The organism is Alkalihalobacillus phoenicis (genome assembly GCF_047302405.1).
GTDB lineage: Bacteria > Bacillota > Bacilli > Bacillales > Bacillaceae_D > Alkalihalobacillus.
Genome location: NZ_CP154853.1, coordinates 2,621,716 through 2,633,586 on the forward strand (window position 1 = coordinate 2,621,716; position 11,871 = coordinate 2,633,586).

Here is an 11,871-nt window from a genome sequence, read left to right on the forward strand (position 1 = left end):
CGCATCAAGAAAATAAGTTCAACTAGTTGGCAGAGCGAAAGGGAAACTCTTAAACAAATGGCCTTGACACATTGAAAAAAACGGACGTTCTATTACGTCAAAGAGATAAATTGCGCAGAAAGAAAAAAATAATAATATGCCCTCCGGCGGTCGCTCCCAAACAGACACTTCGCGTCCTGCCGGAACCTCATGAGCCTCCTCAGCGTTTCACGCTTGCGGGGTCTCATTGGACGGTTTATTCCTGCGGGAGTCTCCGTGTCTGTTTGTCCGCTAGATCATGGAATCGAATCTAGGTTCGGTTTTCTCCTTGAATAAAAAACAGTCATGACTTCAAAGGACATGAGCTTGAGAATGATTTTTCTCCTTCCATGACTAATTCCGTTACAGTTGTAAACAAATCAGTGTGGATGCTCTGTACGTTAGCTAGATGATCGAGCTGGTTTCGATTTGAATCCTGTCTTTTCATGACGGCAGACTTAGGAAAAAATAGGGGCAACTCCCTATTTAGTTCCATAACCAACAAAGGGAAGAAGAAGGTTCTTCTGCGTGAGAAATAGCTGATTGAGAATGGCCATATCATCAAGCATCTCCCCTACACTTAGCGGACAAAACCATACGGAGACTCCCGCGGGAATAAACCGTGGAGCGAGACCCCGCAGGTGTACCGAGGAGGCTCGCCAGGTTCCCACAGGACGCGGAGTATGGTTTTGGTAGCGACAGCCGAAGCGCTTCATTTAGTGAACAGTTTCCTTCAACTGTAAAAATAAAAATGTATTCTGACTGTCAGCGATTGAACCGTATATGTAAAGTCAATTTGAGCATTACATCTCCATCAAGTCAATCTCTATCAACGGTTACGGGTCAATCATACTCTGCGAAAGTTGAGTAACTAAGAAATAAACAAAGATCATTTTTTTGAAAGTGCCATTTCTATGATTCTTTTACGACCATCCCGAAGGCCTTCACAAACCCTATCGCTTGTTCTGGTGAAATGATACAACCAGCTAGCTGCTCACTAGAAACTGAAATTCGTTCAAACTCACAAGTACTAATGTCGATCCCGTTTAAACGAACCTCATAAAAGGATGCCTCATTTAATTTACTTTTGACAAATTCAACCGCTTCAAGTTTCGCCTCAAAAAAATTCGCATGTTCAAGTACCGATTCTTCAAAAAGAACTTGTTTAAAGTTGGCATGATTAAATTCGACATAAGGAGCTAACGTATGATTCATACTCACATGACGAAAGTGGGCTTCAGATAAATGGCAACCAGTCATTTTGCAATGGATAAACTCGACACGATGAAAAACGGCTTGATTTAATTCTGCATTAGAAAAGTCGCAATGATCAAAAATTACATCGGCACATTCTAATAGCTCAAAAAAACTCCCAACAAACGAAACATTTTTAAAAACCAACTGGTCAAAAAAGACTTTTTCATACTCCTGGACATGAATGACTTGATTTTCGATTAGTCCATTATGAATATACTTTTCCTCTTCTAACTGTTCGCCTAAGTTAAGCTCACTCAATACTCTTGGTAGTTTTGGCTTTTGCCGTTTTGTTTTTTTCACCCTGTCACCTTCCAACACAATTATTTCTTACTACTATATTTTATTAGAGTTTTATATCCTAATCTCGTTAGTTTAAATTGTTCATCTACAAAACTTGAACTTTCCATAAATGCCTTTAAATCTTGTGAAAGATTCGGTTTGATCATACTCAATTGCTCATTTAACTCTTGAATAGAAGAACCCTCAAAGTTTTCTGAATCAAGGGCAGCCGCTAATTCCTTCATCGGATCCTCTTTAACAAAGATATTTTTTGTCTCTATAAAGGCTTGCTGAATTTTATTTTTAGCATTGGTTAATTCAGTCAAAATATTGGCCTTTTCTACTTCCTTTTCTTTGAACCTAGTTCGATATTGTTGCTTCTCTCGCTCATTTAAGTCCGCCTTCTTCAATAAATCTTCCATTAATAACGTCTGATCAAGGTCTATTTTTTCTAACTCTTTTTCTTTTTCCTCTACCCCTGCCTCAAAGATCATCGTTGGGGCCTCTAATTCATCCACTTTTATTTGTGGTTTATACTCTTTTGGCTTTTGTAACTCTACCGACTGTCCACTTTTCAATAGGAATAATTCCTTTTGGAGACTGTGCAGCTTTTGAAGAACGATAAAAGCAAAAGCAATTAAAAAAAGTAAGACTACCGCCCGATAAACAACTTCATAAAAAACGGCTACATAAAGGACAGCAAGACAAATAAGCCAGCCGACAATACAAATACCCCATTCTTTTGCTGTTGTTGGTTTTATTAATAATTGTGATAATGGTTTTAAACTAGTTCCTTGTTGTTCCATCATATTTCTCCTCTTAAATAAAATACTCCATCTCTCTTTTTTTAGATGGAGACTAAACTTAAGATTACTATAGCACAAATCGATTATCAAATATGCTCAAAATTATCAATAACTTGGGGAAATTATGGGACGTCCTAAGACTTGGTCCTAACCTGAACATTCAGCGATACCATATGGCTGAACTACATATACTACAACCTTTCATCGACCGTCTTCTCTTTCAATGATTAAGCTTTTAATTGATAATGCAACCCGTCCAAATGAAGTTCTTTTAAAATAGCTAACTCTTTCTCTCGCATTTCTACATAGGAAGATAGCTGTCTTAATCTCTCATCAATATAAGCAGGGTGACACATCACTTCTAACGAGAAATTCTTGAATAAATCAGGTAAACTCTTAAAAAAACCTGGGTTCACACCTTCCCCATAAAATTGATCCGTAAAAAAATCGGTCCGTTTTTGTACAGGTAAATGCTTAATCACCCCTACATTTCGAAAAGGAAGCTGATACTTATCGGATAAACGTTGTACAACTGGTATTAATTTTTCCCAGCCATGAATATGATGGTGACTATCTAAATGATGAGGTAACTGCTCAAACAATGTACAGAATGTTTCAATTTGAGCTGACCATTCTTTTTCTATTTCAGAGAGCTCTACTTCAACGTTCTGCTCTGAATAGCGGCTTGTTAATTTAAAATTCCCATTTGCATCAACTAAACTAGAGCCGGTCTTTAATAGTGGCTTTCCTGATGTAAGTGTTAAATGAACCCCTATTTTTAAAGCTGGATTCTCTTTACTTTTACATATGGCATCTTCTAAAGCACACCCGTTCATCATTAAGGAGGTAGAACGGACAACCCCATTTTGAAAAGCATCGATAATCCCAAGATTAACAGCTTCTGATAAACCAAAATCATCAGCATTCACTATTAAATCTACCATCTATACCTCCTAATTGTTCCTCATTAATAAGAGCGTTCTATAATAAAATTGGCTTTATCCCCTCTAAAATAGGCTTTGGAATATTCAATAATTTGACCATCCTCTAAATAGGCTTCTGTCTCAATCATAAAACAAGGGGAACCTTCCTCAATCTCTAACATTTGAGCAATAAAAGAATCCGCTAACATAATCTCAATTTGCTCAACCGTCTTTTTAATTTTTAATTCATATTGATTACGTAACAAGGAATAAAGCGAATGCTCACACGCATCTCAATCTAATCCTGGCGTTTGGTTCCAAGGTAAATAAGCCACCTCATATTGAATCGGTGTTTCATCAGCATAACGAATTCTCTCAAGCTTATTAACAGGTGAACCATTATCAATTCCTAAAGAATGACTTATAAATTCATCACTAGGAACAACGAGTAAATTAATCACTTTAATCGCTGGATTTTTACCTTGTGACTGCAGCTGTGTATTGAAATTTTCAACGGTTGCTGTTAACGATTGTTTCACTTTATTATCGGCAACATACGTGCCGCTCCCTTGAATTTTATACACATAACCTTCTACATGTAATTGGTTAAGAGCCGTTCTTACCGTTGTTCTACTAACATCAAAAAGCTCACAAAAATCAGCTTCGGTTGGCAGCTTTGTATTGATTCTATACTCTCCACTTTTAATCGCTTGTTTAATTTCATCCTTAACACGAATATGTAAAGCTTTCCCTTCATATCTATCGTTTTTCAAGCATTTTTTCCTCCCTTTAAATACATCCATTCTTCCTTTTATTGTAACATATTATCTATAAGTTAGGACAATTTTAAATATTATATATTTGATAAATGTCATTAATTGTAACAACAAATTACAGTTCCTTTTTTTAATTACGTATATATGTTTACAAAGATTGTAGCGAACACTTGTAAAGCTTGCTATCATATACATAGTAGACTACTAGTAAGGTTAAGAAGATAGAATCAGATTTATTATCGGTCAGCCAAAATCCATTCCTCTTTTGCAAGAATGGTTATATCATTACTATAATATGGAGGATTTTATAATGACGAAAATAATGAAAACGTTTGAGAAGAGACTTTTACCTCTCGCTGCCAAAATCGGTACTCAACGTCATTTAATGGCTATTCGTGATGGATTTGTCGCTATAATGCCCATCATCATTATCGGATCATTGGCTATTTTATTGAATAATTTCCCATCGGAACACTTTCAACAATTTATGTTCTCTCTCTTTGGCGACACATGGAAGAGCATTGGAACTGGAATTGGAAATGGCTCGTATGCGATTTTAAGTATTCTAGCCACGTTAGCTGTCAGCTATAAATTATCACGTACATATCATTTGGATGGTCTCTCCACCTCTCTTATCTCGGTTTCTGCCCTTATTATTTTAATTCCGATTCATGTAGATGGAGGATTATCACTTGAATGGACAAGCTCACAAGGATTATTTGTTGCCATCCTAACAGCCCTAATTGTCCCTGAACTCTTTCGTTTGTTACTTAAATCAAAATGGACGATTTCCATGCCTGACAGTGTACCAGAAGGAGTTAAAAAGTCATTCCGTGCTCTGATTCCTGCTCTAATCATTTTGCTCCTATTTAGTTTTTTGAATACCGTGATTACATTACTTAATGTAAGTAGTGTCCACGAATTCATTTATCGGCTTATTCAAGAACCTCTACAGGAACTGTCAAATACACTTTTTAGTGCGATTATCGTTTCATTCAGCAGTCACCTCCTTTGGTTCTTTGGCCTACATGGCTCTAACATTTTAGGACCCATTATCGAACCGTTATATTTACCTTTAATTATGGAGAATCAAGCGATATTTAACAGTGGTATAAGCGCCTTTGATGTTCCTTATATTATTACAAAACCATTCTTTGATGTTTTTGTTTATATGGGTGGAATCGGAACAACGCTCGCTTTATTAATCGCCATTTTATTCGTCGCAAAAACAAAGCATTATCGTACGATCGGAAAGGTGTCGACCCCTGTTAGCTTTTTCAACATAAATGAACCGGTTTTGTTCGGGCTACCAATTGTTCTGAATCCATTACTATTAGTCCCATTTTTATTAGTCCCAACCCTACTGACGATCACAAGTTTTTGGGCTTTACAATTAGGGTTTGTTCCAAAAACAGTTGCGATTCTTCCTTGGACAACGCCTCCATTTATTAGTGGTTATCTTGTCACTGGTGGAGATATAAGAGGGGTCCTTTTGCAAATGTTTAACCTTACTCTAGCTGTTTGTATTTATATCCCTTTCGTCTTATTGACTGAAAAAAGCTTAAACAAACAACTACAATCACCTTAAATGAAGAGAGGACAAAAATATGGGGACAAACGAAAACAGCTATGAACAAATCGCCTTTTCATTAATTTTATACGCAGGGGATGGTCGGTCCTTAGCTATGGAAGCGATCAAAAGTGCCAAAAAAGAGAATTTCGAGTTAGCATCTGAAAAAATAGAACAAAGTAATAAAAAAATACAACAAGCCCACCTGCTCCAAACCGAGCTTATTAAACAAATGGAACAAGCGACCGTATCCCTACTTCTTGTCCATGCTCAAGATCATGTAATGAATGCCATCTCTGTTAAAGAAATGGCCGAAGAATTTATCGACTTATATAAAAGACTATCCGAGAAAGGGGACTAACAAACATGCGAGTGTTACTCATTTGCTCTGCAGGTATGTCGAGCAGCATCCTAGCCAGTAAAATGCAAAAAGCCGCCTCTGATGTAAATATCTCACTCTCCATTATTTCAACATCAGAAGCTGAATACCCTAATCACCTTGAGAACACCGACTTTATTTTAATTGGACCTCAAATCCGCTATCTTGAGGAAAGTATTCGAAAAAAAGCAGCAGACTACACGGTTAAAGTGGCGATCATGGACACTTACGCCTTTAGTATGATGGACGGGCAAAAACTAGTAGAACAAGTGTTAAAGACAAGCTAATTGATTTTTAATTAAGAACTCTCATTTTACTTAAAATGAGAGTTCTAGTGTTTATATGGAGCTTTTCTTACCAGTGATATGTGACAGAGTTCCAGGCTTAATTACACAGTATGCGTCGTAACGCATGATTTACGTCAGGCTCCCAAACTCTTTTACACATTTCACGTCGTAACAGGTGCTTTACGTCAGGCTCTCTAGCTCTTTTAGATTAAGTCCGTATAATTGTGTAAAAAGAAAAAGGGTTCACCTTAACTCCCTTTGGTTAGAATGTTTTTTACCGCTAAAAAACAAACCAGGAGGAAAAAGATGACCCAAGTACAGTTTAACCTAAATTTGGAAAGTTTAACAGGGAAAATCAATCATTCGAATCTAGATGAAATTACAAAAGCAGCTATTGTATTAGTTTTTAATGAAATTATGAAGAAAGAGCAGGATGATTATTTAAGAGCCTCATCCTATGAGCGGATAGAAAGTCGAGTCGATTATAGAAATGGATATTATGAGCGTGAGTTAATTTTAAGTTCAGGGAAAATTACTCTAAAAGTTCCGAGGACACGTAGTGGAGAATTTTCTCCAAGCCTATTTGAGCGGTATTCAAGGGTTGAACAAAGCTTGGTATTAAGCATGATGGAGATGGTCATTCAAGGGGTCTCTACACGTAAAGTAACGCATATCGTCGAACAACTTTGTGGTCAAAACGTATCAAAGTCCTTTGTATCATCGATGACGGAAAAGTTAGATCCCGTTGTCAGGGAATGGTCAACCCGCCCATTGAACGTGGTGTATTACCCTTATGTATCTGTGGATGCGATGTATATAAAAGTAAGAGAGCACCAAAAGGTCGTGTCTAAGGCTGTTTATATTGCCCAAGGTTTTACGAACCGAAACAAGAAAGAAATCATCGGGTTCATGGTTAGTCATCAAGAGAGTTATGAAGCATGGAAAGAGTTTCTGCAGAGTTTGAAACAAAGAGGGCTAGCGTCACCTAAACTCATGATTTCAGATGCACACCAAGGTCTCAAAAAAGCGATAAGTACTGTGTTTGTAGGGACTCCATGGCAAAGATGCACCGTTCATTTCAAACGAAATTTATTTAGTGAATTACCAAAGAAAGGAATGGAAATCGAAAAAGCCATTATCAAAGATATATTTAACTCACTGGACGCTGAGATGGCAAGAGAAAAATTAGAGAAATTTCTGGTAACCTATAAGGAAAGTCGTAAGTTACAAAAAACCTTAACGAAACTCGAAGAAGGTTTTGAAGATGCCATCCAATTCCTGAACGAACCGATTAAATGGCAACGTCATATTCGCTCAACTAATTCACTTGAACGCTTAAATCAAGAAATACGACGTCGTGAAAAAGTGATACGAATCTTTCCAAATGACAACTCGGCATTCCGATTAATTGGTGCTTTACTTATAGAATTAGATGAGCGTAAATCACAAAAGAACATCCTATCTTAATTGAGAAAACAGAAGTGAAAAGAACCGAAAATAGAATCGACAGGTTTTTCTGAAGGAAGGGGGTACCCCCTTCCTTCAGAAAAACCATAAAACATTACTAACCATAATTTACACAGAATGAAGGACTTGACTCTCTTTTACACATTTCACGTCGTAACGGGTGATTTACGTCAGGCTCCCTGGCTCTTTTACACATTTCACGTCGTAACGCATGATTTACGACGGAGTTTCATAATGAGTTACAAAGTTCGCGTCATATAGCGTCATATATATGCCTCAACTCTGATAACCCAGTCCTAAAAGAGAAAATCCCCAATCTCCATCTCTTGTGAATTTTACAACTTCCAAAATCATACTTGTTACATAATTTGGTCATACTATGAACTCTCTCGCCCTAACAACGGAAGATGTCTATACCTCTCTCCCTACCCTGCCTAAAAACATCGAATTTACACAAAACAAACAATATTGGTCTATACAACTAAACCATAAATTGTTATACTACTCTTATAAGTAAAATGAAAAGGGGTTCGGCTTATGACATATTCGTATACCTTAACAGGGGCTAAAATGATTACAGAAGAAGGACTTTTTCATAATGGTTCATTAACGGTAACCGATCGTAAAATCACAGCCATTTCAACCGAAGACTCTTCTAAAGCAACCGATCAAATAAAAGAAATTAATCTTCCAGCTAACGCAACCATTTTACCTGGCTTTATCGACTTGCACATCCACGGGGCAAACGGTTCAGATACTATGGATGCCACACCTAACGATTTACAAAAAATCGCTCAGACTATTATCAAAGAAGGAACAACGAGCTTCTTGGCAACAACGATTACACAAGATCCAACAAATATAAAAAACGCATTACAAAATGTCGCAGCAACCGTTCAAAGCGACAAAAACATAGATGGGGCTAAAATTGTTGGCATTCATTTAGAAGGTCCATTCATTTCAGCACCACGAGCAGGAGCTCAACCGCTTCAACATATCCAAAAACCAACCATTACCCAATTTCAAGAATGGTTAGAGGATTCCAAGCAACTTATCAAACTCGTTACTTATGCACCCGAAGAAGAAGGCGGAATTGATTTTACCACTTTTCTGCATGATAAAGGGATTGTCGCATCAATCGGCCACTCAGATGCTACTTTCGCTCAAGTAAAAGAAGCGATTGAAGCAGGAGCCACTCATGTCACGCACCTTTACAATGGGATGAGAGGATTCCATCACCGAGAACCTGGTGTAGCAGGTACTGCGTTATCGAGTCCCGATTTATTTGTAGAATTAATTGTCGATGGCATTCACGTTCATCCAGACATCGTCAAAACAACTTATTATGCAAAATCGGCTGATAAAATCGTTTTGATCACAGACTCTATTCGTGCCAAATGGCTAGAGGAAGGCCTATATGATCTCGGTGGACAACAAGTTCGTTACGCTGATGGGAAAGCTTTACTTGAAAATGGCTCACTTGCAGGTAGCGTTTTAAAAATGAATGATGCCGTTAAAAATATGATTCAATTCTCTGGCTGTACGTTAGAGGAAGCTTCGATTATGGCCAGTCAAAATCCCGCCAAACAAATCGGAATTTTTGAGCATAAGGGCAGTATTGCACTTGGAAAAGATGCTGATTTAACTGTTTTAGATGAAAACTACGAAGTTCTGTTAACCATTTGTGAAGGAAAAATCGTCTATGATAAAAGAGGTGTTGTTAATGAAAATCGTTGAGACTACAAATTATCAAGAAATGAGCGAAAAAGCCGCGAGTTTTCTTATAAATCAAGTGAAAGAAAAACCAAATGCCACACTTGGCATGGCCACAGGCGGAACACCTGAAGGAATGTATCAACTTCTTATAGAAGATTACAACCAAAATGGGACTTCTTATAAGGAAGTTACAACATTTAACTTAGATGAGTACATTGGCCTTCCAAAAGAAGATAAAAATAGTTATAACTCTTATATGCATAATGCACTGTTTAACTTTATTAACATACCTGAGTCACAAATTCATCTTCCCAACGGAATGAATGCCGATGCGGCTAAAGAGTGTGAAAAATATGAAGAGCGAATTGCCCGTAATGGAGGAATTGACATTCAAATTCTTGGAATCGGTGAAAATGGTCATATTGGCTTTAATGAACCCGGCACTTCCTTTGATTCCAAAACACATGTAATCACTTTAACAGAATCAACCCGTATCGCTAATTCTAGATACTTCAATAGTCTTGATGAAGTACCGACTAAAGCTGTAACAATGGGAATTTCAACAATTATGCAAGCAAAAAAAATCATCTTACTCGCATCAGGTGAAAAAAAGGCAGATGCCCTTCATCAATTGTTGCATAATGAAGTGGACGAAAGTTTCCCTGCTTCTATTTTACAAAAACATCCTAATGTAACGATTATCGCCGATCGAGATGCTTTAAAAAATATTTCCGTTACGTCAGCTTAAAGGAGTGATTTATTTGTTTCAACAATATTTAAAAACGATTCATCACCTTTTAGAAAAGATCGAAAAAGAAGAAGCCAATGTGATTTATGAAGTCTCCAAACGAATCGCACATTCTTTAACAAACGACGGCGTTATTTATGTTTTTGGCTGTGGTCATTCCCATATGCTCGGTGAAGAAGTTTTTTATCGGGCAGGCGGCCTCGTTCCAATTAACCCGATTTTAATTGAAGATTTAATGCTACATCGTGGAGCTTCACGTTCATCTGAACTTGAGAAAGATCCGACATTTACTAAAAGCTTTTTACCTGATATGAACTTTTCCAAAAATGATTTATTAATTGTCGCCTCCACATCTGGACGAAATCCTGTCCCGATCGATGTTGCTCTTTATGGAAAAGAACAAGGGACACATGTGGTAGGGATCACCTCCCTCCATTACAAAGGGCATCAAGATTCACGCCACGCGTCTGGTCTTCATTTATTAGAAGCGGTCGATACGGTCATTAACAACCATATCGAAATTGGGGATGCCCTTATTTCATTTGATGATGAGAACATTCAAGTCGGACCCGGTTCATCGATAACAGGCATGGCCATTATGAATAGTTTAGTCGTCGAAACAGCAAACATTCTCATCGAAAACGGTCAGACTCCACCCATCTTTAAAAGTGGGAATGTTGATGGTGGCGCTGAGCATAACGAAACGTTATTAAATAAGTACAAACCGCTTATTGATAAATTATAAGAGCCTTAATAGACATACAATAAAAAGCTGCTCCGACACATGAATGGTTCATTCAGCGTCAGGAGCAGCTTTTTTTCTTTAGTTTCGATTAATATTAATCATAAATTTATAACGGTCGCCCCTATAGCTTGACTTTACGATCTCTAGAGGAGTTCCATCCGATAAAAAGGTTTTCCGTTCAATAAGTAAAATCGGGCTTTGCTTTTCTATTTCTAATAATTCAGCCTCTATTTTATTTGCCGTGGCTGATTCGATAATTTGGGTTGCATTTCCAATTCGTAAATGAAGTTTATTTTCAATGTAATTATAAAGTGAATTCATCACAATATCTTCTGTTAAACCTAATACGAGGTTAGCAGGAATGATATTCGTCTCTATCGCAATTGGAACATCGTCCCCAAGTCGAATACGTTTAATTTCGTAAACAGGAGTGTGTTCTTTAATTTTAAGTTCATTGGCAACCGTCTGACTTGCCGGAACAATTTTAAAATCGATTAGACGACTGCTTGGCTCTAACCCCCGTGATTTCATATCTTCCGTAAAACTAGTCAATCCATGTAGGGCTTGTTCAATTTTTTGTTCTTGAACAAATGTGCCACTGCCTTTCTTCTTATAAATTAAACCTAAGGCAACTAAGTTATTTATCGCTTGCCTTACAGTCATACGACTTACCTGGTAATACTCTGCATATTCACGCTCAGACCGTAACATATCACCAGGCTCTAATTGCCCACTTACAATTTGTTGCTTGATCTGCTCTTCAATCTGATAATATATCGGTAATGGAGATGATTTATCTATCAAAAGAAACGGACTCCTCTCAATCATTAAACTGGTATATACCATTATACTATGAAACTCCCTCATTCCGTCAATAATTGGCTGGAACTTCTTCTGACA

General features: G+C 37.4%; 11 protein-coding genes and 1 pseudogene. 7 read left to right on the forward strand and 5 right to left on the reverse strand.

Annotation, left to right across the window (positions count from 1 at the left end; all coding sequences use genetic code 11):
• Positions 1 to 930 precede the first annotated feature (930 nt).
• From AA0017_RS12545 to AA0017_RS12560, 4 genes and pseudogenes are all read right to left on the reverse strand, one after another.
• Complete coding sequence (locus AA0017_RS12545; RefSeq protein WP_413374821.1) at positions 931 to 1,575, reverse strand: pentapeptide repeat-containing protein; 645 nt, start codon at positions 1,573 to 1,575, stop codon at positions 931 to 933.
• Positions 1,576 to 1,595: 20 nt separating this feature from the next.
• Positions 1,596 to 2,360, reverse strand: a complete 765-nt coding sequence (locus tag AA0017_RS12550) for a hypothetical protein (protein WP_413374823.1) — start codon at positions 2,358 to 2,360, stop codon at positions 1,596 to 1,598.
• A gap of 227 nt (positions 2,361 to 2,587) precedes the next feature.
• Positions 2,588 to 3,304, reverse strand: a complete 717-nt coding sequence (gene chbG, locus AA0017_RS12555; protein WP_413374825.1) for a chitin disaccharide deacetylase — start codon at positions 3,302 to 3,304, stop codon at positions 2,588 to 2,590.
• Between the two features lie 23 nt (positions 3,305 to 3,327).
• Positions 3,328 to 4,086 (reverse strand): annotated as a pseudogene (locus AA0017_RS12560) (GntR family transcriptional regulator).
• Between the two features lie 283 nt (positions 4,087 to 4,369).
• On the opposite strand from AA0017_RS12560, the gene AA0017_RS12565 reads away from it, so the two are divergent.
• From AA0017_RS12565 to AA0017_RS12595, 7 genes are all read left to right on the forward strand, one after another.
• Positions 4,370 to 5,647, forward strand: coding sequence for a PTS sugar transporter subunit IIC (locus tag AA0017_RS12565; protein WP_413374827.1), 1,278 nt, complete (start codon positions 4,370 to 4,372; stop codon positions 5,645 to 5,647).
• 19 nt (positions 5,648 to 5,666) lie between these two features.
• A complete protein-coding gene (locus AA0017_RS12570) occupies positions 5,667 to 5,990 on the forward strand; it encodes a PTS lactose/cellobiose transporter subunit IIA (RefSeq protein WP_413374829.1) in 324 nt (107 codons plus the stop codon).
• Between the two features lie 5 nt (positions 5,991 to 5,995).
• Positions 5,996 to 6,295, forward strand: coding sequence for a PTS sugar transporter subunit IIB (locus tag AA0017_RS12575; protein WP_413374831.1), 300 nt, complete (start codon positions 5,996 to 5,998; stop codon positions 6,293 to 6,295).
• 306 nt (positions 6,296 to 6,601) lie between these two features.
• Positions 6,602 to 7,762 (forward strand): IS256 family transposase, encoded by a 1,161-nt coding sequence (locus AA0017_RS12580; RefSeq protein WP_413374833.1) that lies wholly within the window; start codon positions 6,602 to 6,604, stop codon positions 7,760 to 7,762.
• Between the two features lie 537 nt (positions 7,763 to 8,299).
• Positions 8,300 to 9,499: an N-acetylglucosamine-6-phosphate deacetylase gene (gene nagA, locus AA0017_RS12585; protein WP_413374835.1), complete on the forward strand. Its 1,200-nt coding sequence runs from the start codon at positions 8,300 to 8,302 to the stop codon at positions 9,497 to 9,499.
• On the forward strand, positions 9,486 to 10,226 hold the full coding sequence (gene nagB / locus AA0017_RS12590) for a glucosamine-6-phosphate deaminase (RefSeq protein WP_413374837.1): 741 nt from the start codon (positions 9,486 to 9,488) through the stop codon (positions 10,224 to 10,226). Before nagA ends, nagB begins: the two co-directional genes overlap by 14 nt.
• A 4-nt stretch (positions 10,227 to 10,230) precedes the next feature.
• Positions 10,231 to 10,971, forward strand: coding sequence for a sugar isomerase domain-containing protein (locus AA0017_RS12595; protein WP_413374839.1), 741 nt, complete (start codon positions 10,231 to 10,233; stop codon positions 10,969 to 10,971).
• A gap of 78 nt (positions 10,972 to 11,049) precedes the next feature.
• Here the strand turns inward: AA0017_RS12595 and AA0017_RS12600 are convergent, their stop codons facing one another.
• Positions 11,050 to 11,775: a GntR family transcriptional regulator gene (locus tag AA0017_RS12600; protein WP_413374841.1), complete on the reverse strand. Its 726-nt coding sequence runs from the start codon at positions 11,773 to 11,775 to the stop codon at positions 11,050 to 11,052.
• Between the last annotated feature and the right edge of the window lie 96 nt (positions 11,776 to 11,871).